Source organism: Pseudomonas sp. (genome assembly GCF_048269965.1).
Taxonomy (GTDB): domain Bacteria; phylum Pseudomonadota; class Gammaproteobacteria; order Pseudomonadales; family Pseudomonadaceae; genus Aquipseudomonas.
On record NZ_JBLWTV010000005.1, the window covers coordinates 156,399 to 179,773 of the forward strand.

General features: G+C 65.8%; 25 protein-coding genes. 21 read left to right on the forward strand and 4 right to left on the reverse strand.

What is annotated here, in order from left to right:
- Positions 1-9 precede the first annotated feature (9 nt).
- The 10 genes from phnG (at position 10) to ACN0X6_RS08255 (ending at position 8,643) form a co-directional block, all read left to right on the forward strand.
- Positions 10-459, forward strand: coding sequence for a phosphonate C-P lyase system protein PhnG (gene phnG / locus ACN0X6_RS08210; protein ID WP_417703072.1), 450 nt, complete (start codon positions 10-12; stop codon positions 457-459).
- A complete protein-coding gene (phnH, locus tag ACN0X6_RS08215; protein WP_417703073.1) occupies positions 459-1,070 on the forward strand; it encodes a phosphonate C-P lyase system protein PhnH in 612 nt (203 codons plus the stop codon). Before phnG ends, phnH begins: the two co-directional genes overlap by 1 nt.
- Complete coding sequence (locus ACN0X6_RS08220) at positions 1,070-2,146, forward strand: carbon-phosphorus lyase complex subunit PhnI (protein WP_417703074.1); 1,077 nt, start codon at positions 1,070-1,072, stop codon at positions 2,144-2,146. The genes phnH and ACN0X6_RS08220 overlap by 1 nt, the downstream gene beginning before the upstream one ends.
- The gene (locus ACN0X6_RS08225) at positions 2,146-3,024 is read left to right on the forward strand and encodes an alpha-D-ribose 1-methylphosphonate 5-phosphate C-P-lyase PhnJ (protein ID WP_417703075.1); all 879 of its coding nucleotides are present in this window, start codon (positions 2,146-2,148) and stop codon (positions 3,022-3,024) included. The genes ACN0X6_RS08220 and ACN0X6_RS08225 overlap by 1 nt, the downstream gene beginning before the upstream one ends.
- A complete protein-coding gene (gene phnK, locus ACN0X6_RS08230; protein ID WP_417703076.1) occupies positions 3,021-3,830 on the forward strand; it encodes a phosphonate C-P lyase system protein PhnK in 810 nt (269 codons plus the stop codon). The genes ACN0X6_RS08225 and phnK overlap by 4 nt, the downstream gene beginning before the upstream one ends.
- Before the next feature lie 238 nt (positions 3,831-4,068).
- On the forward strand, positions 4,069-4,785 hold the full coding sequence (phnL, locus tag ACN0X6_RS08235) for a phosphonate C-P lyase system protein PhnL (RefSeq protein ID WP_417703077.1): 717 nt from the start codon (positions 4,069-4,071) through the stop codon (positions 4,783-4,785).
- Positions 4,775-5,920 (forward strand): alpha-D-ribose 1-methylphosphonate 5-triphosphate diphosphatase, encoded by a 1,146-nt coding sequence (locus ACN0X6_RS08240; RefSeq protein ID WP_417703078.1) that lies wholly within the window; start codon positions 4,775-4,777, stop codon positions 5,918-5,920. The genes phnL and ACN0X6_RS08240 overlap by 11 nt, the downstream gene beginning before the upstream one ends.
- On the forward strand, positions 5,920-6,561 hold the full coding sequence (gene phnN, locus ACN0X6_RS08245; protein ID WP_417703079.1) for a phosphonate metabolism protein/1,5-bisphosphokinase (PRPP-forming) PhnN: 642 nt from the start codon (positions 5,920-5,922) through the stop codon (positions 6,559-6,561). Before ACN0X6_RS08240 ends, phnN begins: the two co-directional genes overlap by 1 nt.
- The gene (locus tag ACN0X6_RS08250) at positions 6,552-7,361 is read left to right on the forward strand and encodes an MBL fold metallo-hydrolase (RefSeq protein ID WP_417703080.1); all 810 of its coding nucleotides are present in this window, start codon (positions 6,552-6,554) and stop codon (positions 7,359-7,361) included. The genes phnN and ACN0X6_RS08250 overlap by 10 nt, the downstream gene beginning before the upstream one ends.
- An 82-nt stretch (positions 7,362-7,443) precedes the next feature.
- A complete protein-coding gene (locus ACN0X6_RS08255; protein ID WP_417703081.1) occupies positions 7,444-8,643 on the forward strand; it encodes an MFS transporter in 1,200 nt (399 codons plus the stop codon).
- 19 nt (positions 8,644-8,662) lie between these two features.
- Here ACN0X6_RS08255 and ACN0X6_RS08260 read toward each other — a convergent pair whose 3' ends face one another.
- The 3 genes from ACN0X6_RS08260 to ACN0X6_RS08270 form a co-directional block, all read right to left on the reverse strand.
- Positions 8,663-9,280: an NAD(P)H-dependent oxidoreductase gene (locus tag ACN0X6_RS08260; protein WP_417703082.1), complete on the reverse strand. Its 618-nt coding sequence runs from the start codon at positions 9,278-9,280 to the stop codon at positions 8,663-8,665.
- Positions 9,273-10,667: a class II fumarate hydratase gene (locus tag ACN0X6_RS08265; protein ID WP_417703083.1), complete on the reverse strand. Its 1,395-nt coding sequence runs from the start codon at positions 10,665-10,667 to the stop codon at positions 9,273-9,275. The genes ACN0X6_RS08260 and ACN0X6_RS08265 overlap by 8 nt, the downstream gene beginning before the upstream one ends.
- A 105-nt stretch (positions 10,668-10,772) precedes the next feature.
- Entirely contained in the window at positions 10,773-11,783 is a 1,011-nt protein-coding gene (locus tag ACN0X6_RS08270) for a DUF2804 domain-containing protein (protein WP_417703084.1), read from the reverse strand.
- A gap of 276 nt (positions 11,784-12,059) precedes the next feature.
- On the opposite strand from ACN0X6_RS08270, the gene ACN0X6_RS08275 reads away from it, so the two are divergent.
- From ACN0X6_RS08275 to ACN0X6_RS08295, 5 genes are all read left to right on the forward strand, one after another.
- Positions 12,060-12,557, forward strand: a complete 498-nt coding sequence (locus tag ACN0X6_RS08275; protein ID WP_417703085.1) for a DUF2059 domain-containing protein — start codon at positions 12,060-12,062, stop codon at positions 12,555-12,557.
- 11 nt (positions 12,558-12,568) lie between these two features.
- Positions 12,569-12,862 (forward strand): BolA family protein, encoded by a 294-nt coding sequence (locus ACN0X6_RS08280; RefSeq protein ID WP_417703086.1) that lies wholly within the window; start codon positions 12,569-12,571, stop codon positions 12,860-12,862.
- A gap of 196 nt (positions 12,863-13,058) precedes the next feature.
- A complete protein-coding gene (locus tag ACN0X6_RS08285) occupies positions 13,059-13,997 on the forward strand; it encodes a rhodanese-related sulfurtransferase (protein WP_417703087.1) in 939 nt (312 codons plus the stop codon).
- A gap of 2 nt (positions 13,998-13,999) precedes the next feature.
- Positions 14,000-14,632 carry a DsbA family protein gene (locus ACN0X6_RS08290; RefSeq protein ID WP_417703088.1) on the forward strand — a complete coding sequence of 211 codons (633 nt, stop codon included), beginning with the start codon at positions 14,000-14,002 and terminating at the stop codon, positions 14,630-14,632.
- Entirely contained in the window at positions 14,625-16,406 is a 1,782-nt protein-coding gene (locus ACN0X6_RS08295; protein WP_417703089.1) for an ABC transporter ATP-binding protein, read from the forward strand. Before ACN0X6_RS08290 ends, ACN0X6_RS08295 begins: the two co-directional genes overlap by 8 nt.
- A 526-nt stretch (positions 16,407-16,932) precedes the next feature.
- Here the strand turns inward: ACN0X6_RS08295 and ACN0X6_RS08300 are convergent.
- Positions 16,933-17,796: a LysR family transcriptional regulator gene (locus tag ACN0X6_RS08300; RefSeq protein ID WP_417703090.1), complete on the reverse strand. Its 864-nt coding sequence runs from the start codon at positions 17,794-17,796 to the stop codon at positions 16,933-16,935.
- Between the two features lie 95 nt (positions 17,797-17,891).
- Between ACN0X6_RS08300 and ACN0X6_RS08305 the strand changes: the two genes are divergently transcribed.
- The 6 genes from ACN0X6_RS08305 to maiA all read left to right on the forward strand — a co-directional run bounded on the left by ACN0X6_RS08305 (position 17,892) and on the right by maiA (position 23,314).
- Complete coding sequence (locus ACN0X6_RS08305) at positions 17,892-18,629, forward strand: CTP synthase (RefSeq protein ID WP_417703254.1); 738 nt, start codon at positions 17,892-17,894, stop codon at positions 18,627-18,629.
- Positions 18,626-18,952 (forward strand): antibiotic biosynthesis monooxygenase family protein, encoded by a 327-nt coding sequence (locus ACN0X6_RS08310; protein WP_417703092.1) that lies wholly within the window; start codon positions 18,626-18,628, stop codon positions 18,950-18,952. Before ACN0X6_RS08305 ends, ACN0X6_RS08310 begins: the two co-directional genes overlap by 4 nt.
- 224 nt (positions 18,953-19,176) lie before the next feature.
- Positions 19,177-20,262 (forward strand): 4-hydroxyphenylpyruvate dioxygenase, encoded by a 1,086-nt coding sequence (gene hppD / locus ACN0X6_RS08315; protein ID WP_417703093.1) that lies wholly within the window; start codon positions 19,177-19,179, stop codon positions 20,260-20,262.
- Positions 20,263-20,347: 85 nt separating this feature from the next.
- Positions 20,348-21,487 (forward strand): homogentisate 1,2-dioxygenase, encoded by a 1,140-nt coding sequence (locus tag ACN0X6_RS08320; protein ID WP_417703095.1) that lies wholly within the window; start codon positions 20,348-20,350, stop codon positions 21,485-21,487.
- Between the two features lie 81 nt (positions 21,488-21,568).
- Complete coding sequence (locus ACN0X6_RS08325) at positions 21,569-22,555, forward strand: fumarylacetoacetate hydrolase family protein (RefSeq protein ID WP_417703096.1); 987 nt, start codon at positions 21,569-21,571, stop codon at positions 22,553-22,555.
- Between the two features lie 108 nt (positions 22,556-22,663).
- Positions 22,664-23,314 (forward strand): maleylacetoacetate isomerase, encoded by a 651-nt coding sequence (maiA, locus tag ACN0X6_RS08330; RefSeq protein ID WP_417703098.1) that lies wholly within the window; start codon positions 22,664-22,666, stop codon positions 23,312-23,314.
- The last annotated feature ends 61 nt before the right edge of the window (positions 23,315-23,375 follow it).

Sequence of the window (23,375 nt, forward strand, 5' to 3'; positions counted from 1 at the left end):
GAGACCCGCATGAACGACCATGATCCGAACATCGCCGCGCGCCAGCGCTGGATGGGCGTGCTGGCCCGCGCCGGCGACGCCCTCGACGCCCATGAGGCGGCGCTCAAGGACAGCGACTACCAACTGATCCGCTCCCCCGAGGTCGGTATGACCCTGGTGCGCGGACGCATGGGGGGCACCGGCAGCGCCTTCAATCTCGGCGAGATGACCGTGACTCGCTGCGTGGTGCGCCTGGCCGATGGGCGCACCGGCTACAGCTATCTGGCCGGACGCGACAAGCGCCGCGCCGAACTGGCGGCGCTGGCCGACGCCCACCTGCAGGGCAGCGACCAGGCGCGCTGGCTCAGTGATCTGATCGAACCACTGGTCCGCCAGCAGCGCCAACAGCGCCTGGCCCGGGCCGCACAGACTGCCACCACCCAGGTGGAGTTCTTCACCCTGGTCAGAGGAGAGGATTGATGACTACGCCGCACAGCTCGCACTGGCTGCAACCGGCTTTCGACGACCCGGTGCTGGACGCTCAGGTCAGCTTCCGCGCCGCCCTCGCTGCCCTGGCCGAACCCGGCCTGGCCCAGTCGATGGCCCGCGCCCACGCCCTGGGTGATCTGGCGCCGGCCACCTATGGCCTGTGCCTGGCCTTCCTCGACAGCGACACACCGCTGTGGCTCGCGCCGCGCTTCGACACGCCGCTGATCCGCGCCAATCTGGCTTTCCATTGTGGTTGCCCGATCGTCGCCGAGCGCGAGATCGCCCTGTTTGCCCTGCTCGACGAAAGCGAGCTCGCCGACCTGTCGGACTTCGACAACGGCAGCGAGCGCTACCCGGATCAGTCCTGCACGCTGCTGATTCAGCTCGCTGACCTGCACGCCGGTGCCGCTCTGCGCTGGCGTGGGCCGGGCATCAAGGACGTGCGTAGCGTCAACCTGCCGCTGCCGGCCTCGTTCTGGCAGCAGCGCCAGGCGCGCAGCGCCTTTCCCCGTGGCCTGGATTGCTTCTTCGCCGCAGGCGGTGAGGTGATCGGCCTGCCGCGCAGTACCCGCGTGCTGATCGAAACCGAGGAGGCTGCCTGATGTATGTCGCCGTCAAGGGTGGCGAACGCGCCATCGACAATGCCCATCAACTGCTGGCCAGCCGTCGCCGTGGCGACACCGCCGTCGCCGAACTGGGCGTGCAGCAGGTGCGTCAGCAACTGCCGCTGGCCGTGGCCCGCGTGATGAGCGAAGGCTCGCTGTACGACGAGGAACTGGCCGCACTGGCCATCAAGCAGGCGGCCGGCGACCTGATGGAAGCCATCTTCCTCCTGCGCGCCTACCGCACCACCTTGCCGCGTTTCGGCGCCAGCGAGCCGCTGGACAGCACGCAGATGCAGCTGCAGCGCCGCATCTCCGCCACCTTCAAGGACCTGCCCGGTGGCCAGCTGCTCGGCCCGACCTTCGACTACACCCACCGCCTGCTGGACTTTGCCCTGCTGGCCGAGGGCGAGTATCCGGCGCCGGAAGCGGTTGTCGCCGATGAGCCCAAGCCCTGTCCTCGCGTGCTCGATTTTCTCGCTGATGAGGGCCTGATGGCCCGCGAGGTGGACGACGGCGCACCGGTGCCGGACATCACCCGCGAGCCGCTGGACTTTCCCGCCAAGCGTGCCGAGCGCCTGCAGGCGTTGGCCCGTGGCGACGAAGGCTTCCTCCTGGCGCTGGGTTATTCCACCCAGCGCGGCTACGGCCGCAACCACCCGTTCGCCGGGGAGATCCGTATCGGTGATGTCGAGGTGTGGATGACGCCCGCCGAACTGGGCTTCGCCGTGCCGCTGGGCGACATCGAAATCACCGAGTGCGAGATGGTCAACCAATTCGTCGGCGAAAGCGCCGAGCAGGCGCAGTTCACCCGTGGCTACGGCCTGGCCTTCGGTTATGCCGAGCGCAAGGCCATGGGCATGGCCCTGGTCGACCGCGCCCTGCGCGCCGGCGAGTACGGCGAGGAAGTGCAGGGGCCGGCGCAGGAGGAGGAATTCGTGCTGATGCACTGCGACAACGTCGAGGCCGCCGGCTTCGTCTCGCACCTCAAATTGCCGCACTACGTCGACTTCCAGGCCGAACTGGAACTGATCCGCAAGCTGCGCCGCCAGGCGCCGGCAGAGGAGAACCGCTGATGAACCTGTCCACTGCAAGCGGCGCCCGCGAGGCGTCGGCCTACAACTTCGCCTACCTCGACGAACAGACCAAGCGCATGATTCGTCGAGGCCTGCTCAAGGCCGTATCCATCCCCGGCTACCAGGTGCCCTTCGGCGGCCGCGAGATGCCGCTGCCCTACGGCTGGGGCACCGGTGGCATGCAACTGACCGCCGCCATTCTCGGTGCGGATGATGTGCTCAAGGTGATCGACCAGGGCGCTGACGACACCACCAACGCGGTGTCCATCCGCCGTTTCTTCGCCCGTACCGCCGGCGTTGCCACCACCGAGCGCACGTTGGAGGCCAGCGTGATCCAGACCCGCCATCGCATCCCCGAAACGCCACTTTCGGCCGGGCAGATCATGGTCTACCAGGTGCCGATTCCCGAGCCACTGCGCTTCATCGAACCGAGCGAGCAGGAGACAAGGACCATGCATGCGCTGGAGGACTACGGCGTGATGCACGTGAAGCTGTATGAGGACATCGCCACCTTCGGCCATATCGCCACCGCCTATGCCTACCCGGTGACGGTGGATGAGCGCTACGTGATGGACCCGTCGCCGATCCCGAAATTCGACAACCCCAAGCTGGACATGAGCCCGGCGCTGATGCTGTTCGGCGCCGGTCGCGAGAAGCGCCTCTACGCGGTACCGCCGTTCACCAAGGTGATCAGCCTGGACTTCGAGGATCACCCCTTCGCCGTGCAGCAGTGGGACGAGTGCTGCGCCTTCTGCGGCAGCAACGAGTCCTTTCTCGACGAGCTGATCGTCGACGACGCCGGCAGCAAGCGCTACGTCTGCTCCGACACCGACTACTGCCGCCAGCGCACCGAACGCCTCGAGGAGAACCTGCAATGAGCGCCGCCGAACGTTTGCAACCTGCCCTGGCAACGGCCGAACCGCTGTTCTCGGCGCGTGACCTGACCCGCTTGTATGGGCCGGAAAAGGGCTGCCAGGGGGTGAGCTTCGACCTCTATCCCGGTGAGGTGCTGGGCATCGTTGGCGAGTCCGGCTCGGGCAAGTCGACCTTGCTCAGCTTGCTCTCCGGGCGCTGCCCGCCAGATCGCGGCGCAGTGAGTTATCGCGGTCGCGACGGCCAGTGGCTCGACCTGTACAGCGCCAGCGAGGCCGAGCGGCGCACGTTGCTGCGCACCGAATGGGGCTTCGTCGAGCAGAACCCGCGTGACGGCCTGCGCATGGCGGTATCGGCCGGCGCCAACATCGGCGAGCGGCTGATGGCCCAGGGCGTGCGCCACTATGGCGAGCTGCGCGCCGCCGGGCTCGACTGGCTGAGCCAGGTGGAGATCGAGCCGGCGCGTATCGACGACCTGCCGCGCACCTTCTCCGGCGGCATGCAGCAGCGCCTGCAGATCGCCCGCAACCTGGTCTCCGCGCCGCGCCTGGTGTTCATGGACGAGCCGACCGGGGGCCTCGATGTCTCCGTTCAGGCGCGCCTGCTGGATCTGCTGCGCGGGTTGGTGCGCGAGTTGGACCTGGCGGTGGTGATCGTCACCCACGACCTGGCGGTGGCGCGCCTGCTGGCCGACCGCCTGATGGTGATGAGGCGCTCGAAGGTGGTGGAGGCGGGGCTGACCGACCAGATTCTCGACGATCCGCAGCATCCGTATTCGCAGTTGCTGGTGTCGTCGGTGTTGCAGCCATGAGCCTACTGCGAACTGGTGCGGCGTAGGGTGGATGACGCTCTTCTCATCCACCAGTGAGTCGCCATCCACCCTACAACCGCCAACCCTTGTGGGCGCTTTTCTCCCCTCTCCCGCTTGCGGGAGAGGGGCCGGGGGAGAGGGGCTTCGCTTGCATCGAGTCGCCTGCACCACCCTCTCCCCAGCCCTCTCCCATAAATGGGAGAGGGGGCAGATCGTGCCTACCGTAATCGAGGTGTATATGAACAACCTGATCGAGGTCAGCGGCCTCAGCAAGACCTTCACCCTGCACCAGCAGAACGGCGTCGTCCTGCAGGTGCTGCGTGACCTGAACTTCAGCGTGCGGGGCGGCGAGTGCCTGGTGCTGCACGGCCAGTCCGGCGCTGGCAAGTCGACCCTGCTGCGCACGCTGTACGGCAACTACCTGGCCGCTGGCGGCAGCATCCGCATCCGTCACCAGGGCGCGCCGGTGGAACTGGTCGGCGCCGAGCCACGCCAGGTGCTGGACGTGCGGCGCCAGAGTCTGGGTTATGTCAGTCAGTTCCTGCGGGTGATCCCGCGCGTCTCGACCCTGGACGTGGTGATGGAACCGGCGCTGTCGCGTGGCTGGGCGCGCAGCGACGCCGAGACGCGGGCCAAGACGCTGCTGGCGCGGCTGAACATTCCCGAGGCGCTCTGGCAACTGGCGCCGGGCACTTTCTCCGGTGGCGAGCAGCAACGCGTCAATATCGCCCGCGGCTTCATGGTCGAGTGGCCGGTAATGCTGCTGGACGAGCCCACCGCCTCGTTGGACGACGCCAACCGCCAGGTGGTGCTGGAGCTGATCAACGAAGCCAAGGCCGCCGGCAGCGCACTGATTGGCATTTTCCACGACCGCAGCGCCCGCGAGGCGGTGGCCGACCGCTACCTCGACATGAGCGCCGAGGCGGCGCAACCGGAGTACGTCTATGTCGTCTGAACAGATTCTCAGCAACGCCCGCATCGTCACCGCTGAGCGGGAATTCCTGGGTAGCCTGCTGCTGCGTGACGGGCTGATCGCCGCAGTGGACGAGGGCGCCAGCCGCCTGCCGCAGGCCCAGGATCTCGGCGGCGATTACCTGCTGCCGGGGTTGGTGGAGTTGCACACCGACAACCTGGAAAAACACATGAGCCCGCGCCCTGGCGTGGACTGGCCATCGGCTTCGGCGGTACTGACCCACGACGCGCAGATCGTCGCCGCCGGCATCACCACGGTATTCGACGCGCTGTCCATCGGCGACATCAACCCGCGCGGGCGGCGCATGCAGCAGTTGCCGGCGATGATCGAGGCCATCGCTGCCAGCGAGGCGGCCGGGCAGACCCGTGCCGAGCACCGCCTGCACCTGCGTTGCGAGCTGTGCCACCCGGATGCCCTGACGATCTACCGCGACCTTGTGGAGCACCCGCTGGTGGCGCTGGTCTCGGTGATGGATCACTCGCCCGGCCAGCGCCAGTTCGCCAAGGTGGAGAAGTACCGCGAGTACTACATGGGCAAGTACCACCTGAGCCCGGCAGAGATGGAGGACTTCCTCCAGGAACAGATCGCCAACTCGCGCCAGTACAGCGACCGTCAGCGCCGCGCCATCGTCGAGGACTGCCACAGCCGTGGCATCTCCGTGGCCAGCCATGATGACGCGACCCTGGCCCATGTACAGGAATCGGCGGATTTCGGCATGGCCATCGCCGAGTTCCCTACCACCCTGGAGGCGGCCAGGGCGAGCCATGAACTGGGTCTGAATGTATTGATGGGCGCGCCGAACGTGGTGCGTGGCGGCTCGCACTCGGGCAATATCGCCGCCGCTGAGCTGGCGCGCCATGGCGTGCTGGATATCCTCTCCAGCGACTACTACCCGGCCAGCCTGTTGCATGCGGCCTGGCTGCTCGTCGGGCAGGACAACGACTATGATTTGCCTGCGGCCATCGCCACCGTGAGCCGCGCGCCGGCCAGGGCGGCCGGGCTGGATGATCGCGGCGAGATTCGCGTCGGCCTGCGCGCCGATCTGGTGCAGGCCAGGGCCCATGGCGAGCAGCCGGTGATCCAGCAGGTGTGGCGCCAAGCACGAAGGGTGTTCTGATGCAGGGCAGGTTGATCTATCTGATGGGGCCTTCGGGCTCGGGCAAGGACAGCCTGTTGCAAGCCGCGCGCGCGCCGCTGGAAGCGCACGGCTGCCGTTTCGCCCGACGGGTGATCACCCGCAGCGCTGAATCGGTAGGGGAAGATGCGCTAGGCGTCCCCCCGACAGAGTTCGAGCGCCTGGAGGGCGAGGGCGCCTTTGCCCTGAGCTGGCGCGCCAATGGCCTGGCCTATGGAATCCCGTGCGAGATCGATGACTGGCTGAGCGCCGGGCAGGATGTGCTGATCAATGGTTCGCGCGGTCATCTCGAGGCTGCGCGCCAGCGCTATCCGGATTTGCTGGCGGTTCTTCTACAGGTCGATGAGGCAGTGCTGCGCCAACGCCTGCTGGCCCGTGGCCGGGAGACGCCTGCGCAGATCGAGCAGCGCCTGGCCCGCAGCCGCAGCTTTGCTGTTGTGGGAGACGCTTCAGCGGCGACTGCAGCGATGCAGGAGGTAGAGCGAAGCAGGATGCCCGAGCCGAAGGCCCCTCCCACAATGGTCTCTGCGGAGAGTCTCGTCGTCTTGGACAACTCCGGCCCCCTGCAGCAAACCGTCACCCGTCTGCTGCACCTGCTCGACGAGGCCCGCCGATGCGCCTGACCCTGCTCGGTACCGGCGATGCCCGCCAGGTGCCCGTATACAACTGCAGTTGCCCGGCCTGCGATGCGGCGCGTGTGTATCCGGCGCGTCGTCGTGGCCCCTGTTGCGCGCTGATCGAGTGCGGCGCGCAGCGCTGGCTGATCGACAGCGGCCTGACCGACCTGACCGAGCGCTTCCCGCCCCAAAGCCTCAGCGGCATCCTGCAGACCCACTACCACGCCGACCATGCCCAGGGCCTGCTGCACCTGCGCTGGGGCCAGGGGCTGGTGATTCCGGTGCATGGCCCGGACGACCCGGAGGGCCTGGCCGATCTGTACAAGCACCCCGGCATTCTCGACTTCAGCCAGCCATTCGCCGCCTTCGAGCGCCGTCAGCTGGGTGAGCTGAGCGTCACGGCCTTGCCGCTGAATCATTCCAAGCCGACCTTCGGGTACCTATTCGAAGGGCGGGGGTTCGAAGGGCAGGGGTTCGAAGGGCAGGGGTTCGAAGGGTACGGAGTGCAGGGGCAGGGCAGGCGCATCGCCTACCTCACCGATACCCTCGGTGTGCCGGAAGCGAGTTGCGCTGAATTGCAGCGTGCACCGCTGGATGTGCTGGTGCTCGATTGCTCCACCGCGCCGCAACCTGTCGCACCGCGCAACCACAACGACCTGACCCGCGCGCTGGAGGTCATCGAGCGGTTACAGCCGACGCAGGCGGTGTTGACCCATATCGGCCATGCCTTCGACGCCTGGTTGCTGGATCATCCCGACGCGTTGCCAGCCGGCGTGAGCCTGGCCAGCGACGGCCTGGTGCTTTGAACTTGGTGCAACCAACTATTTCGATTCGCGCGGCTTTGCCGTTACATGGCAAAGCCTCCTGACTTTTTGCCGTAAGAAAAGCATGAACGCTCGCCGCATTACCCTGCTGCTGTGTACGGCCGAAACCCTGGGCATGGCCGGGTTTGCCCTGTTCGCCGCATTGCTGCCGCAATTCCAGGTGCTCTGGGGGCTGAGCAATACCGAGGCCGGCTGGATCGGCGGCGGCTTCTTTCTCGGCTACATGCTGGCCGTGCCGGTGCTCACGGGCCTGACCGACCGCCACGATGCCCGACTGATCTACCTGTGGGCCATGCTGCTGACGGCCGCAGCCAGCGCCGGTTTCGTCTTCGCCGATGGTTTCTGGTCGGCGCTGCTCTGGCGTGTGCTCGCCGGCATCGGCTTGGCGGGCACCTACATGCCGGGGCTCAAGGCGTTATCAGAACGCATCGACGGCGCCTCGCAGTCGCGGGCAATCGCTTTCTACACCGCCAGCTTTGGCCTGGGCACGGCGCTGTCCTTCACCCTGTCCGGTGAGCTGGCCAAGCTCGGTGGCTGGCAGGTGCCGGCGCTGCTCAGTGGCGGCTGCGCGCTGCTGGCCTGGGCGCTGGTGTACCGGGGCCTGGCGCCGAAACCGGTGGTGGAACATGCGCCGCGCAATCTGCTGGATCTGGCACCCCTGAAGAGTCGTGCGGTGCTGGCCTACTGCCTGGCTTACGCGATGCACAACCTGGAACTTTTCGCCCTGCGCGCCTGGTTGGTGGCTTTCGTGGTGTTCTCCGGGCACCTGCAGGGTGTCGACCCCTGGCTGTCGGGCACCTGGGTGGCGATGCTGGCGACGCTGATCGGTATGCCGTCGAGCATCCTTGGCAATGAGCTGGCGCTGCGTTTCGGTCGTCAGCGCTGGCTGATCGGCGTGATGCTCGCCTCCGCGCTGCTGGCAGTGGTGGTCGGCCTGGGTGCGGCATTGCCGTTCTGGGTGATGCTGGCGCTGGTGCTGCTCTACGCAGTGACTGTGACCGCCGACTCCGCCGCGCTGACCGCCGGGCTGGTCAGCGTCGCCCCGGCCAGTCACCGTGGGGCAGCGATGGCGCTGTATTCCTGCACCGGCTTTAGCGGCGCCTTTCTCGGGCCGCTGCTGTTCGGTATGACCCTCGATGCCCTGGGCGATCAGCAGTTGCTTGGCTGGTGGGCGGCGTTCGCGCTGATGGGCCTGCTGTTGACGCTGGGCCCGCTGGCGCTGTGGTGGGCGGGCAGGGCACGCGAGGGTGCTGCTGGTTTGTAGGCTCGACGTGCCTGCTGCGTCACGCCTTCGTTCCCAGTGCTTCAGCCTGGCGCAGCCAGCTCTGGCGCTGTTCCTCATTGGAGGGGCGCACCGGGGCGAATTCGCTCAGGCGCCGCGTTTTGATGCCGCAGAAACCCAGGATGGTGCGCACCATCTGCCGATGGGCCGGGGCACCATAGACCCAGCGGAAGTACCAGCGTGGCGTGTCCATGGTCACCAGCAGGTCGGCGCTGCGCCCGGTGAGCAGCTTGTCCCAGAGTTGCGAGCGGTTGCGGTACTTGAAGGCGAAACCGGGCAGGAACACCCGGTCGAAGAAGCCCTTGAGCAGCGCAGGAATGCCGCCCCACCAGACCGGGTAGACGAACACCAGGTGCTCGGCCCAGTGGATCAGACGCTGAGCTTCGAGCAGGTCCGGCTCCAGATTCTGGCTCTGCTCGTAGCCTTCACGCAGGATCGGGTCGAACTGCATCTCGCCCAGCCGGAGTTGGCGCACCACGTGCCCCTTGCTGCGGGCTCCCTGGCTGTAGGACTCGGCCAGGGCGTGGCAGAGGCTGTCATTTTTCGGCGTGCCGAGAATCAGCAGGATTCGTTTGCCATCGCCTTCCAGCGGTGTGGCGCCGCTCTTGCCCTCAGTCATACCGCCCGGCTCCGAGCATGTCCTGTGGTCGTACCCATTGGTCGAATTCCTCTTCGTTCAGGTAGCCGAGCTGCAGCGCGGCCTGGCGCAGGGTGCTGCCTTCGGCGTAGGCCTTCTTGGCAATTTCAGCGGCCTTGTCGTAGCCGATATGAGGATTGAGCGCGGTCACCAGCATCAGGCCGTTCTCCAGGTGCGCGGCCATTTGCGCGGCATCCGGCTGCAGATCGGCGACGCAGTGCTGCTGGAAGTTGCGGCAGCCATCGGCGAGCAGGCGGATCGATTGCAGCAGGTTGTGGATGATCACCGGCTTGAACACGTTCAGTTGCAGGTGGCCCTGGCTGGCGGCGAAGCTGATGGTGGCGTCGTTGCCCAGTACCTGACAGGCGAGCATCGACAGTGCTTCGCATTGGGTGGGGTTGACCTTGCCCGGCATGATCGAGCTGCCTGGCTCGTTGGCCGGCAGGCGCACCTCGGCGAAGCCGGCACGTGGGCCCGAACCAAGCAGACGCAGGTCGTTGGCCAGCTTCATCAGCGCCACGGCCAGGGTTTTCAGGGCACCGGACAGGTGTACGAGAGGTTCATGGCCGGACAGCGCAGCGAATTTGTTCGGCGCGCTGGTCAGTGGCAGGCCAGTAAGCGCGGCCAGCTCGGCAGCGATGGCTTCGGCGAAGCCGGCCGGAGCATTGAGGCCGGTACCGACGGCGGTACCACCCTGAGCCAGTTCGCAGGCTGCGGGCAGGGCAGCGCGAATCGCCGCTTCGGCGTGGCCGAGCTGGGCGACGAAGGCCGACAGCTCCTGGCCGAACGTGATCGGCGTGGCGTCCATCATGTGCGTGCGCCCGGTCTTGACCAGGTTGGCATGACGCTGCGCCTGCTCCTGCAGCCCATCACGCAACTCGGCCAGCGCCGGCAGCAGGCAATGGCGCACGTCCTGCACGGCGGCGATGTGCATGGCCGTGGGGAAGCAGTCGTTGGAGCTCTGCGCGCGGTTGACGTGATCGTTGGGATGCACCGGGGTCTTGCCGCCACGGCTGCCGCCGGCCAGTTCGTTGGCGCGCCCGGCGATCACTTCGTTGACGTTCATGTTGCTCTGCGTGCCGCTGCCGGTCTGCCAGACCACCAGGGGGAACTGCGCGTCGTGCTGGCCTTCGAGCACTTCGTCTGCGGCCTGTTCGATCAGGCGGGCGATGTCCGCCGGCAGCTCGCCGCTGCGACTGTTGACCCGTGCCGCGGCTTTCTTGATCAGCGCCAGGGCGTGCAACACGGCCAGTGGCATGCGCTCCTGGCCGATGGCGAAGTTGATCAGCGAGCGCTGGGTCTGCGCGCCCCAGTAAGCGTCGTCAGGGACTTCGATGGGGCCGATGCTGTCGGTTTCGGTGCGGCTCATTGCGTTCTCCGGGGCAAGTGCAAGGTTGCTGGCAGTTTAGGTCGTGCCGCCGACGACTGGTTCCACAACTTATCTATCAGGTTGATTGGAACCTTGAGAGGGCGTCTACCAGCGGGCGTGGGTTTCACCCAGCCATCCCAGTGCCCCGTCCACCGGCACGCGCTCGCCCTTCGGGCCGCGCAGCACGCCGTCGTAATGACCGAAACGCTGTACGGTATTGGCGTGGAAGGGGCCGAGTTTGGGACAGGCCTTGTGCAGTTGGCGAGGTGTGAAGCGCAGCGCCACGCGATCATCTTCGCTGTCCAGGCGCCAGGGCGCCAGTGGCGCCTGTGAGCTGCGTTCGATATGCAGGGGGCTGTCGAGCAGCTGCACTTCACCGCCGAACCACAGGGAATTTTCCGACAGGCCGCTGTGATCGAGCCAGCCAGCACCGAAGTTGCCGGCGATGCCGCCCGCTGCAGCGAAGGCTGCCCGCTGCCAGTAAGTGTTCATCGGCCAGACGCCACGGCCGAAGTCCAGCGCGGCGAAGCTCTGGCCCGGCACGCAGCTGTAATGCTTGCCGCCCAACTGCAGGCTGCCGGCGGTGGGCAGGCCGAGTTGTCGACAGGTGGCATGAAAGCCGCCATGTTGCAACGGCGCGACCAGATTGACCGACTGCAGATGGGCAGGGCGCTGAATGTCCAGGGCAACCTGCAGGGGCTGGCCGCCGATATCCGGGGCGGCAGCGGTGAGGCGCAGGCGTCCGGGGTGCTCGTCGATGCGCAGTTGCAGGCGCGAGTGGCTGAAGGCGTGGCTCTCCAGCGGCAGGTCTGGCAGTTGGCAGCCCAGGGCGAATGGGCGGAACTGGGCGTGGGCGACGGCCTGGCCGGATCCCAGATCGAGAAAGTAGGCGGCACCGTAGCCCAGGTAATCGAGGTCGGCCAGGGTCAGCGAGAGCATCCACTGCGGTGTGGTGATGCACCAGTGATTCCAGCGTTTGCGCCGCCCGGCGTGACCATGCAGGGTGCAGTCCACCTGTGGTCGGTTGGACCAACCCACGGCTTCGTCCAGCAGCCGACCTTTGCTGTCGCAAAGCGGCTGGAGCGGAAGGGGCGCGTGTGAGGTGAGGCTGGTCATCGGGCACGTCCGTGTGTGTGCGCGGGCTGGCGATCAATTGCCGGCTCTTGAGGTGCGCACGCCTTGTTGAAAGATGGCGGAGGTCGCAGAGAATGCCGAGCCCTTCTGAGCATGAGCAAGTACTGGCATTTTGGCAACTGACCAATGGGTGCGCTGATATGCATGGCGCGTGTGAGCCAGTGCACAACTGTCATGGCTTGAGGGATTTCGGCCCAGGGCACAAAATGCTGCTACCGCAGTCTACCCAGACTCATTCATAACCCTGGACGCCTTCTCATGCTCCGTTTTTCCAGACTCTGCACCGCCGTTCTGCTCAGCGCTTCGGCATCCCTGGCCATGGCCGATGCCGCCAGCCACGCCGCCGATGCCGAGCGTTTCCTCAAACTGGCCAACGCCGACAGGCTGACCGTGCCGGTCTACGGTCAGGTGCAGCAGATGTTCGCGCAGCGTTTCGCCGAGGCGCCGGATGGCAAGCAAGCGGTGCTGGAAAGCTATCAGGCCAAGGCCAATACCGCGCTGGACAAGGCCGTTGGCTGGGACAAGCTCAAACCGGACATGGTCAAGCTTTATACCAGCAACTTCGACGAGCAGGAGCTCAAGAAGCTGATCGCCTTCTACGAGTCGCCGCTGGGGCAGAAGGTGCTGCAGAAGATGCCGACGCTCACCGCGCAGTCTGCGCAGATCACCCAGAGCAAGCTGGAGTCCGCCGTGCCCGAGGTGAACAAGCTGCTGGCCGACATGAGCAACGAGCTCGGCCTGCCGAAACAGCCCTGATGGAGCCCAAGATGTCCAAGCAAGACCTGATCGTCACCGCCCTGGCTGCGCTGCAGCCCGAGCACCTCGAGGTGCTGGACGAGAGTCACATGCACAGTCGCGGTCTGGAGACCCACTACAAGGCGGTGATCGTCAGCCCGGCGTTTGCCGGCCTGAATGCGGTCAAGCGACATCAGAAGGTGTATGCGACGGTCGGCGAGCTGATGGGGCAGATCCATGCGCTGGCGCTGCACACCTACACCCCGGAGGAGTGGGCGGCGCAGGGCATGGCTCCGGCCTCGCCGACCTGTCGCGGCGGTCATTGAGGTAGCCCAACCTGCGGCAGCGATCATTTCCCGGATTGCATCCGGGCTACGCGACAGGCTGTCGCGCCCTGTCGCCAACTTACCCTGGCGATTCTCGGCTTTGCTACAATCGCCCTTCGCGCCGGCCTGCTGAGCCGGCGTTTTTCATGTCCCGCCAGTCCGCCCTTTACGTGGGCGACTACTGAGAGAACTGTTCATGACCGACAAGATCGTCGTCGCGGCGCTGTATAAATTCGTCTCCCTGCCGGATTACCAGGCGCTGCGCGAACCCTTGCTGCAAACCCTGATCGATAACGACATCAAGGGCACCCTGCTGCTCGCCGAAGAGGGCATCAACGGCACGGTCTCCGGCACGCGTACCGGCATCGATGCACTGCTCGCCTGGTTCGCCCAGGACGTCCGCCTGGCCGATATCGACCACAAGGAATCCTACTGCGATGAGCAGCCGTTCTATCGCACCAAGGTCAAGCTGAAGAAAGAGATCGTCACCCTCGGCGTACCGGGCGTCGACCCCAACCAGCGCGTCGGCACCTACGTCGAGCCGCAGGACTGGAACGCCCTGATCAGCGACCCCGACGTGCTGCTGATCGATACCCGCAACGACTATGAAGTGGCCATCGGCACCTTCGAGGGTGCCATCGACCCCAAGACCAAGTCGTTCCGCGAGTTTCCCGAGTACATCCGCGAGCACTTCGACCCGAGCAGGCACAAGAAGGTGGCGATGTTCTGCACCGGTGGCATTCGCTGTGAGAAGGCCTCCAGCTACATGCTCGGCGAAGGTTTCGAGGAGGTCTATCACCTCAAGGGCGGTATTCTCAAATACCTCGAGGAAGTGCCGCAGGAAGAGACCAAGTGGCAGGGCGACTGCTTCGTCTTCGACAACCGCGTGACCGTGCGCCATGACCTGTCCGAAGGCGACTACGATCAGTGTCACGCCTGCCGCACGCCAATTTCCGTGGAAGACCGTCAGTCCGCGTTCTACAGCCCCGGTGTCAGCTGCCCGCATTGCTGGGATTCGCTGCCGGAGAAAACCCGCGAAAGCGCCCGTGAGCGGCAGAAGCAGATCGAGCTGGCGCGCCAGCGCAACCAGCCGCACCCCATTGGCCGTAACCCCCGCCAACTGAACGAGGCCTGACCATGGCTAGCCGCCTGCTCTACGTGATGGACCCGATGTGCTCCTGGTGCTGGGGTTTTGCACCGGTAATCGAAGCCCTCGCCGAGCAGGCGGCGGCAGCCTCTGTGCCGCTGCAGATCGTGGTGGGTGGCCTGCGCCGTGACCAGGTGGCCGTCGATGCTGCCGCCCGCGTGCGTTATCTGGGCTACTGGCAGGCGGTCAACGCCAGCACCGGGCAGCTGTTCGACTTCGAACGCGGTCTGCCCGAGGGGCTGGTGTATGACACCGAGCCTGCCTGCCGCGCGCTGGTGACCGCACGCAACCTGCATGCGCCGAGTGCCTGGACGCTGCTCAAGCTGGTTCAGCAAGCCTTCTATACCGAAGGTGCCGATGTCACCCAGGCCAGCGTGCTGGTGCAACTGGCCGAGCAGGCGGGTATCCCGCGCATCGAGTTCGCCGAGGCCTTCGACAGCCAGGCCATGGAGGAGGCGACTGCTGCCGACTTCACCTGGGTACAGGATCTGGGCATCGCCGGCTTCCCCACCTTGCTGGCCGAGCGCGATGGCCAGCTTGCTTTGTTGACCAACGGCTATCAACCGCTCGAGGTGCTGGCGCCGCTGCTGGGCCGCTGGCTGGAGCGCGCTGCCCATGCCTGATCGGTTGAGCTGGGCAGAAATCCGTCGCCTGGCCCTGCATCACAGGAAAGCGCTGATCCTGGCCAATCTGGTGGCCGTGCTGGCGACCCTGTGCAGTGTGCCGATCCCGTTGCTGTTGCCGCTGCTGGTGGACGAAGTGCTGCTGCATGACGGCGACGCGGCGCTCAAGGTGATGGACAACTTCCTGCCAGCGGACTGGGAAATGGCGGCCGGTTACATCGGCCTGATGCTGCTGTTGACGCTGCTGCTACGCAGCTCGGCGCTGATCTTCAACGTGTTGCAGGCGCGCCTGTTCGCCAGGCTGTCGAAAGACATCGTCTACCGCATCCGCATGCGCCTGATCGAACGGCTCAAGCGCATCTCCCTCGGCGAATACGAGAGCCTGGGGGGCGGGACCGTGACCACCCACCTGGTCACCGATCTGGACACCCTGGACAAGTTCGTCGGCGAGACCCTGAGCCGTTTTCTGGTGGCCGTGCTGACCCTGGTCGGCACCTCGGCCATCCTGATCTGGATGCATTGGCAACTGGCTTTGCTGATCCTGCTGTTCAACCCGCTGGTGATCTACGCCACCGTGCTGCTGGGCAAGCAGGTCAAGCACCTGAAGAAGCTGGAGAACGACAGCACCTCGCGCTTCACCCAGGCGCTGACCGAGACTCTGGAAGCGATCCAGGAAGTGCGCGCCGGCAACCGCCAGGGCTACTTCCTTGGCCGCCTCGGTGGGCGCGCCCGTGAAGTACGCGACTATGCCGTGGCCTCGCAGTGGAAGAGCGACGCCTCCAACCGTGCCAGCGGCCTGCTGTTCCAGTTCGGTATCGATGTGTTCCGCGCGGCGGCGATGCTCACCGTGCTGTTCTCCGACCTGTCCATCGGCCAGATGCTCGCGGTGTTCAGTTACCTGTGGTTCATGATCGGCCCGGTCGAGCAGTTGCTCAGCCTGCAGTACGCCTTCTACGCCGCAGGTGGTGCGCTGACGCGGATCAACGAGCTGCTGGCGCGCAAGGACGAGCCGCAATACGACGGGCGCGTCGACCCATTCACGGGCCGCGACACGGTCGGCATCGAGGTGCGCGGATTGACCTTCGGCTACGGCGACGAGCCAGTGCTCGATCGCCTCGATCTGTCCATCGGCCCGGGTGAAAAGGTCGCCATCGTCGGCGCCTCCGGCGGCGGCAAGAGCACGCTGGTGCAGCTGCTGCTGGGCCTGTACACGCCGCAGGCCGGCAGCATCCGCTTCGGCGGCAGCGCGCTGGAGGAGATCGGCCTGGGCTGCGTGCGCGACAACGTCGCCGTGGTGCTGCAGCACCCGGCGTTGTTCAACGACACCGTGCGTGCGAACCTGACCATGGGGCGTGAACGCAGCGATGAAGCCTGCTGGCAGGCGCTGCGTATCGCCCAGCTTCACGACACCATTGCGCAGCTGCCGCAGGGGCTGGACAGCGTGGTCGGGCGCAGCGGCGTGCGGCTCTCTGGCGGGCAGCGCCAGCGCCTGGCGATTGCCCGCATGGTGTTGGCCGAGCCTAAAGTGGTGATTCTCGATGAGGCCACCTCGGCGCTGGACGCCGCCACCGAGTACGCCCTGCACGAAGCGCTGGCGCAGTTCCTTGAAGGTCGCACCACGCTGATCATCGCCCACCGCCTCAGTGCGGTGAAGCAGGCCGACCGCGTGCTGGTGTTCGATGGCGGCAGCGTCGCCGAGGATGGCGATCACCAGCAGTTGATCGCTGATGGTGGTCTTTACGCCAAGCTCTACGGGCATTTGCAGCAGGGCTGACGTGTCTATTTTTCGTGGCTAAAACGGAATGCCGCTCCTACGGGGCAGTTGGGCATCTGTAATGTTGTAGGGCGGGTGCAACCCGCCAGAAATGAGTGGCGGGTTGCACCCGCCCTACGGATCTGAAACCGCTTCTACGGAGCGGCTGGGCGGCATTCCGCTTCAGCCGCGATGCCCTTTTGCGCAACCAATGTCCCCGGATTGCATCCGGGCTACACAGCTTCCTGGGCTGTCGCGGCTGAAGCCCCTCCCACAAGGTTTCGCTGCTGCAATGACCGGCTGCCCCCGCTCTGTGGGAGGCGCTTCAGCGGCGACGCTCTACCTCGGCCCTGGCTCATCAAGGCTTTGCTCAGGCCGTAGCCCGGATGCAATCCGGAGAGAGTTTCGCCATGCCATTTCCCGGATTGCATCCGGGCTACACAGCTTCCTTGGCCGTCGCGGCTGAAGCCCCTCCCACAAGGCTTCGCCGTGGCAATGGCATGCTGCTCCGCTTCCGTGGGAGGCGCTTCAGCCGCGACGCTCTACCTCAGTCATGGCTCATCAGCGCTTCGCTCAACTCCTCGAACAGCGTCTGCACCGAGCGCAAGGCGCGGCAATCCGGGCGTGTCAGCAGCCAGAGTTCGGTGTCGCAGCCGGTCAGTGGCGGGCCGAGAGCCTTGAGTTCGGGATGGGCGCGCAGCACGAAGTCGGGCAGGGCGGCGACACCCAGCCCGGCGCGTGCCAGTTGCGCCACGGCGTACATGCTGCTGCAGCGATAGCTGGGGGTGACGCTCGGCAATTCACGCAGGCGCCAGAGCACCGTGGCGTGATCCGGCATCGCTTCGTCCGGGGCGATCCAGCTCTGGCGCGCCAGGTCGCTGCGATCCTGATCATCATCGCGGGCGCAGACGACGTAAGAAACGGTGGCCAGGCGCCGGCCGACCAAATGCTCCGGCGGCTGATTGGTCAGGCGCAGGGCCAGGTCGGCGTCGCGCCGACTGAGGTTGGCGAAGTCGTTGGATGTCACCAGCTCCAGCGCCAGCGCCGGATAGCTAGGCATGAAACGCGCCAGCGCCGGCAGCAACAGGCTGCTCAGTACCGCATCGGTGCAGGTCAGGCGCACCGTGCCGCTGACCACTTGCTTGCCCAGTTCCAGCGCCACGCGTGCGGCATCCAATGCCTGTTCGGCGCGCTCGGCCTGTTCGGCCAGGGCGCGCGCGGTTTCGCTGGGTTCGTAGCCGCGCCGGCTCTTCTCGAACAGCGCCACGCCCAGGGCGGCCTCCAGCCGGCGTACGGCGCGGAACACCGTAGACACGTCGACCTGCATCAGTTCCGCCGCACGTGCCAGGGAGCGACCACGCACCAGGGCGAGCACCAGGGACAGGTCGGTATGGTCGATCTGATATTGCATGGCTGCAATCTCTGCTTGTCAATACGCCAATTATTATTGCGTTAGCGCCATCTTATAGTGGCAGGGAGACCGCCATGCAAGAAGGGGATGGGCGTATGTACAGCAAGTGTCGAGTCAAGGTCGCTCTGGTGGGTGACTACAATGCGGCGATTGCCGCGCACCGGGCCATTCCCGAGGCGCTGCGCCTGGCCAGTGAGGCACTGGGGGTGGCGGTCGAACATGACTGGCTGGCCACCGGCAGTCTCGTCGATGACGCCACCCTGATGGCTTACGACGGCATCTGGTGCGTACCGGGCAGCCCCTATGCCGCCACCGAGGGTGCGCTGCGCGCCATTCGTTTCGCTCGCGAGCAGGGCGTGCCGTTCCTGGGCACCTGTGGCGGCTTCCAGCACGCGCTGCTGGAGTACGCGCGCAACCGCCTGGGCTGGACCGATGCCGAACACGCCGAGCTGTCGCCGCAAGCGCAGACCCCGCTGATCGCGCCCCTGAGCTGTGCCTTGCTGGACGTCAGCGAGCACGTGCACCTGGTCTCGGGCTCGCGCATCGCCGAGCTCTACGGTGTACGCGAGATCAGCGAGCAGTACCTGTGCCGCTATGGTCTGGTCGATGCCTTCGTCGAACCGCTGATGGCCCAGGCGCTGAAGGCCTCCGGGCATGACCAGGCCGGTGCGGTGCGCGCCATCGAGCTGGAGGATCATCCGTTCTTCATCGCCACCCTGTTTCAGCCCGAGCGTGCCGCGCTGGAAGGTCGCCTGCCGCCGGTCGTGGCCGGTCTGGTCGGCGCCTGCGCGGTGCAGTCGGTACACGAAGCGCATCTGCAGGCAGCTGTGTGATCGCCGCCACGCCTGAGCCACCTTATTACGTGGTGATGTTCACCTCCCAGCGTACGGAGGTCGACGCCGGCTACGCCGAGGCGGCGCAGCGCATGCTGGAACTGGCCGCGCAGCAGCCCGGCTTTCTCGGTGTGGAGTCGGCGCGCAGTGATGGCCTGGGCATCACCCTGTCCTACTGGCAGAGCGAGACGGCCATTCGTGCCTGGCGCGAGCATGCCGAGCACAGCGCCGTTCGCGAACGGGGACGCGCCGATTGGTACGCGGCCTTCACCACGCGCGTGGCCAAGGTGGAACGGGCCTACACCTTCTCGCGCCGGGGCTGAGTAATAGCGGCAAGCCGGCTGACCGCCGTGTAAGGATTTTTTTACGGTTGTCAGGGCGTTGCCTGCCTTGCCGCAGAGGCGTAAGGAAAATTTGCCACTGCCGCACGCGACCGCCGCGTCGACGTGTCGCAAACCATCTTGAGAGCGGCTCTGCGCTCGGTTGTCATGAGGTTGTCCGCAACGCATTCGTGCGGCTGCCATAACAATGACAATCAGGAGGCGAAATGACCGCCGTGGCCAAGATCGAGCAGCACAACCCCATCGGAACCGACGGTTTCGAGTTCGTCGAATTCACCGCACCGAACGCCGAAGGCATCGAGCAACTGCGCCAGTTGTTCACCGCCATGGGCTTTACCGAGACCGCCAAGCACCGCTCGAAAGAGGTCTGGCTGTTCCAGCAGAACGACATCAACATCGTGCTCAACGGCAGCCCCACCGGCCATGTGCGCGCCTTCGGCGAAAAGCATGGGCCCAGCGCCTGCGCCATGGCGTTCCGGGTCAAGAACGCGGCCCAGGCCGCCGCCTACGTCGAGCAGCAGGGCGCCACGCTGGTGGGCAGCCACGCCAACTTCGGCGAGCTGAACATCCCCTGCGTCGAAGGCATCGGCGGCTCCCTGCTGTATCTGGTTGACCGTTACGGCGACAAGAGCATCTACGACGTCGACTTCGAGTACATCGAAGGCCGCAGCCCCAACGACAACGCCGTCGGCCTGCAGTGCATCGACCACCTGACCCACAACGTGCGTCGCGGACAGATGGACGTCTGGTCCGGCTTCTATGAGCGCATCGCCAACTTCCGCGAGATCCGCTACTTCGATATCGAGGGCAAGCTCACCGGCCTGTTCTCCCGCGCCATGACCGCACCCTGCGGCAAGATCCGCATCCCGATCAACGAGTCGGCCGATGACAAGTCGCAGATCGAGGAATTCATCCGCGAATACCACGGCGAAGGCATCCAGCACATCGCCCTGTCCACCGACGACATCTACGCCACCGTGCGCCAGCTGCGTGCCAACGGCGTCGACTTCATGACCACCCCGGACACCTATTACGAGAAGGTCGACAGCCGCGTCGCCGGCCATGGCGAACCGACCGAGGTACTGCGCGAACTGAACATCCTCATCGATGGTGCGCCTGGCGACGACGGCATCCTGCTGCAGATCTTCACCAACACGGTGATCGGTCCGATCTTCTTCGAGATCATCCAGCGCAAGGGCAACCAGGGCTTTGGCGAGGGCAATTTCAAGGCGCTGTTCGAATCCATCGAGGAAGACCAGCTGCGTCGCGGCGTGATCTCCGAGGCGCCATGATGCGCCTGGTCTTCAGGGTGCGCGGTGCGCACCATCAGCCTCGTGTCACTCGGTGCGAACCGCGCACCCTATCGGGAGCCTGCTCATGAGCCGCAAATGGATCAGCTTTCCCCTGCGTGAAGGCGAGTGCTCGCGTCAGGCGCACTGCGATCTGCCGCAGGGCACCTACGAGCGCGAGATGGGCCGCGAGGGCTTCTTCGGCCCCACCGCGCACCTGCACCACAAGCATCCGCCCACCGGCTGGATCGACTGGCAAGGTCCGCTGCGCCCGCACGCGTTCAACTTCAACGACATCCCCAGCGATCGCGACTGCCCGCTGGCGGCGCCGCTGACGCTGCACAACGCCGACGTCAAGCTGCGCGTCTGGCGCACTCACGGCGCGATGCGCCATCTGGTGCGCAATGCCGATGGTGACGAGTTGCTGTTCGTGCACGAAGGCAGCGGGCACTTCTATTGCGACTTCGGCCACCTGCAGTACCGCGACGGCGATTACCTGCTGATCCCGCGTGGCACCGCCTGGCGTATCGAGGCCAGCACGCCGAGCTACTTCCTGCTGATCGAGAACACCGACGGTGCCTACCAGTTGCCGGACAAGGGCCTGCTCGGCCCGCAGGCGATCTTCGACCTGGCCGTGCTGGAGCACCCGCGTATCGACGACGCCTTCAAGGCGCAGCAGGACGAGAACACCTGGCAGATTCGCATCAAGCGCCGCAACCAGATCAGCACCGTGACCTACCCCTACAACCCGCTGGACGTGGTCGGCTGGCATGGCGACAACACCGTGGTGCGCCTGAACTGGCGCGACATTCGCCCGCTGATCAGCCATCGCTACCACCTGCCGCCGTCGGTGCACACCACCTTCGTCGCCAGCGGTTTCGTGATCTGCACCTTTACCCCGCGCCCGGTGGAATCCGACCCCGGCGCCCTCAAGGTGCCGTTCTTCCACAACAACGACGACTACGACGAAGTGCTGTTCTACCACCGTGGCAACTTCTTCAGCCGCGACAACATCGAGCAGGGCATGGTCACCCTGCATCCGTGCGGCTTCCCCCATGGACCGCACCCCAAGGCGCTGAAGAAGAGCCAGGTCGATCCGGCGACCTTCATCGACGAGGTGGCGGTGATGATCGACACCCGCCGCGCCCTGGAGGTAGCCGATGCCGCCAGCGCGGTCGACGTGGCCGAATACGTCAACTCCTGGCGCGCGCCGGGCACACAAGCTTAAGGGCGGGCCCAATCGTCCCCTCTCCCACAAGTGGGAGAGGGGAGAACAGCCCGCACCCGAACAGACGAATAGGTAGAAACCATGAAACTCGCATCACTGAACCAAGGCCGCGATGGCGTGCTGATCGTCGTTTCCCGCGATCTGACGCGCGCCGTGCTCGCGCCGCAGATCGCTTTCACCCTGCAGGCCGCGCTGGACGACTGGGCCGTGGCCCGGCCCAAGCTGGAGGCGGTCTATCAGCGTCTCAACGACGGCCTGGAGGAGGGCGCTTTCGCCTTCGAGCAGAGCGCCTGCCACAGCCCGTTGCCGCGCGCCTACCACTGGGCCGACGGCAGTGCCTATGTCAACCACGTCGAACTGGTGCGCAAGGCGCGTGGCGCGCAGATGCCGGAGTCGTTCTGGCACGACCCGCTGATGTACCAGGGCGGCGCCGATGCGTTCATCCCGCCGCACAGTCCGATCCGCCTGGCAGACGAAGCCTGGGGCATCGATCTGGAAGCCGAGCTGGCGGTGATCACCGATGATGTGCCGATGGGCGCCACGCCGGCCGAAGCGGGCGGGCACATTCGGCTGCTGATGCTGGTCAACGATGTGTCGCTGCGCAACCTGATCCCCGGCGAGCTGGCCAAGGGCTTCGGTTTCTACCAGAGCAAGCCGTCGTCGAGCTTCTCCCCGGTGGCCATCACCCCGGACGAACTGGGCGAAAGCTGGAAGGACGGCAAGGTGCATCGGCCGCTGGTGTCGCACATCAACGACGCGCTGTTCGGCCAGCCGAACGCCGGTGTCGACATGACGTTCAACTTCCCGACCCTGGTGGCGCATGCGGCCAAGACCCGTCCGCTGGGCGCGGGCACCATCATCGGCTCGGGCACGGTGTCCAATTACGACCGCAGCGCGGGCTCTTCCTGCCTGGCGGAGAAACGCATGCTGGAGATCATCGAGCAGGGCGAGGCGAAAACGCCGTTTCTCAAGTTCGGCGACCGGGTGCGCATCGAGATGTTCGATGCCGCCGGGCAGAGCCTCTTCGGCGCCATCGATCAGGTGGTGGAAAAGTACGACGCCCGCTGATTTGTAGCAGCGGCTGTAGGAGCGGCTTTAGCCGCGATTCACCAACAGTCGCTGAAGCATCGCGGCTGAAGCCGCTCCTACCCGGTCGTGTTTCGAAAGGAATCCGCAATGTTGAAACTCTACGGCTACTGGCGCTCCAGCGCCGCCTACCGTGTGCGCATCGCCCTCAACCTCAAGGGACTGGCCTGCGAGCAGGTGCCGGTGCACCTGGTCAAGGACGGCGGCCAGCAGCACGGCGCCGATTATCGCGGGCTGAACCCGCAGGGCCTGTTGCCGCTACTGGTGGACGAGGAGAACGGCGGCGTGCGCATCGCCCAGTCGCTGGCGATCATCGAATACCTCGAAGAGATCTTCCCGGTGCCGGCGTTGTTGCCGGCCGACCCGGCCGAGCGCGCCCAGGTGCGGGCGCTGGCGCTGCATATCGCCTGCGACGTGCATCCGCTGAACAACCTGCGCGTGCTGCAGTATCTGTCCAGCGAACTGGGCGTCGCCGAAGAAGCGAAGAACGCCTGGTACCGGCACTGGGTCGCGCTGGGTCTGGCTGCCGTGGAGGAGGGCCTGGCCGCGTTCGACGGGCGCCTTTCGCTTGGCGAGCGGCCTGGATATCTGGAAGCCTGCCTGATCCCGCAGCTGTATAATGCGCGGCGTTTTAACTGTGACCTTGCCGCGTATCCACGCATTGTCGCCATGGCGGCGCGCTGTGAACCCCTGGAGGCCTTCCAACTGGCCCTGCCGGAGGCACAAACCGACGCCCAGTGACACTTTTCGGCTTCACCCAAGCCTTGCATTCCGCTGCGCCACAAGCGCAGCGGGTCCGATT

Coding starts and splice junctions, on each gene's coding strand:
- phnG (WP_417703072.1), top strand. CDS start 10: ATGAACGACCATGATCCGAACATCGCCGCGCGCCAGCGCTGGATGGGC.
- phnH (WP_417703073.1), top strand. CDS start 459: ATGACTACGCCGCACAGCTCGCACTGGCTGCAACCGGCTTTCGACGAC.
- ACN0X6_RS08220 (WP_417703074.1), top strand. CDS start 1,070: ATGTATGTCGCCGTCAAGGGTGGCGAACGCGCCATCGACAATGCCCAT.
- ACN0X6_RS08225 (WP_417703075.1), top strand. CDS start 2,146: ATGAACCTGTCCACTGCAAGCGGCGCCCGCGAGGCGTCGGCCTACAAC.
- phnK (WP_417703076.1), top strand. CDS start 3,021: ATGAGCGCCGCCGAACGTTTGCAACCTGCCCTGGCAACGGCCGAACCG.
- phnL (WP_417703077.1), top strand. CDS start 4,069: ATGAACAACCTGATCGAGGTCAGCGGCCTCAGCAAGACCTTCACCCTG.
- ACN0X6_RS08240 (WP_417703078.1), top strand. CDS start 4,775: ATGTCGTCTGAACAGATTCTCAGCAACGCCCGCATCGTCACCGCTGAG.
- phnN (WP_417703079.1), top strand. CDS start 5,920: ATGCAGGGCAGGTTGATCTATCTGATGGGGCCTTCGGGCTCGGGCAAG.
- ACN0X6_RS08250 (WP_417703080.1), top strand. CDS start 6,552: ATGCGCCTGACCCTGCTCGGTACCGGCGATGCCCGCCAGGTGCCCGTA.
- ACN0X6_RS08255 (WP_417703081.1), top strand. CDS start 7,444: ATGAACGCTCGCCGCATTACCCTGCTGCTGTGTACGGCCGAAACCCTG.
- ACN0X6_RS08260 (WP_417703082.1), bottom strand. CDS start 9,280: ATGACTGAGGGCAAGAGCGGCGCCACACCGCTGGAAGGCGATGGCAAA.
- ACN0X6_RS08265 (WP_417703083.1), bottom strand. CDS start 10,667: ATGAGCCGCACCGAAACCGACAGCATCGGCCCCATCGAAGTCCCTGAC.
- ACN0X6_RS08270 (WP_417703084.1), bottom strand. CDS start 11,783: ATGACCAGCCTCACCTCACACGCGCCCCTTCCGCTCCAGCCGCTTTGC.
- ACN0X6_RS08275 (WP_417703085.1), top strand. CDS start 12,060: ATGCTCCGTTTTTCCAGACTCTGCACCGCCGTTCTGCTCAGCGCTTCG.
- ACN0X6_RS08280 (WP_417703086.1), top strand. CDS start 12,569: ATGTCCAAGCAAGACCTGATCGTCACCGCCCTGGCTGCGCTGCAGCCC.
- ACN0X6_RS08285 (WP_417703087.1), top strand. CDS start 13,059: ATGACCGACAAGATCGTCGTCGCGGCGCTGTATAAATTCGTCTCCCTG.
- ACN0X6_RS08290 (WP_417703088.1), top strand. CDS start 14,000: ATGGCTAGCCGCCTGCTCTACGTGATGGACCCGATGTGCTCCTGGTGC.
- ACN0X6_RS08295 (WP_417703089.1), top strand. CDS start 14,625: ATGCCTGATCGGTTGAGCTGGGCAGAAATCCGTCGCCTGGCCCTGCAT.
- ACN0X6_RS08300 (WP_417703090.1), bottom strand. CDS start 17,796: ATGCAATATCAGATCGACCATACCGACCTGTCCCTGGTGCTCGCCCTG.
- ACN0X6_RS08305 (WP_417703254.1), top strand. CDS start 17,892: ATGTACAGCAAGTGTCGAGTCAAGGTCGCTCTGGTGGGTGACTACAAT.
- hppD (WP_417703093.1), top strand. CDS start 19,177: ATGACCGCCGTGGCCAAGATCGAGCAGCACAACCCCATCGGAACCGAC.
- ACN0X6_RS08320 (WP_417703095.1), top strand. CDS start 20,348: ATGAGCCGCAAATGGATCAGCTTTCCCCTGCGTGAAGGCGAGTGCTCG.
- ACN0X6_RS08325 (WP_417703096.1), top strand. CDS start 21,569: ATGAAACTCGCATCACTGAACCAAGGCCGCGATGGCGTGCTGATCGTC.
- maiA (WP_417703098.1), top strand. CDS start 22,664: ATGTTGAAACTCTACGGCTACTGGCGCTCCAGCGCCGCCTACCGTGTG.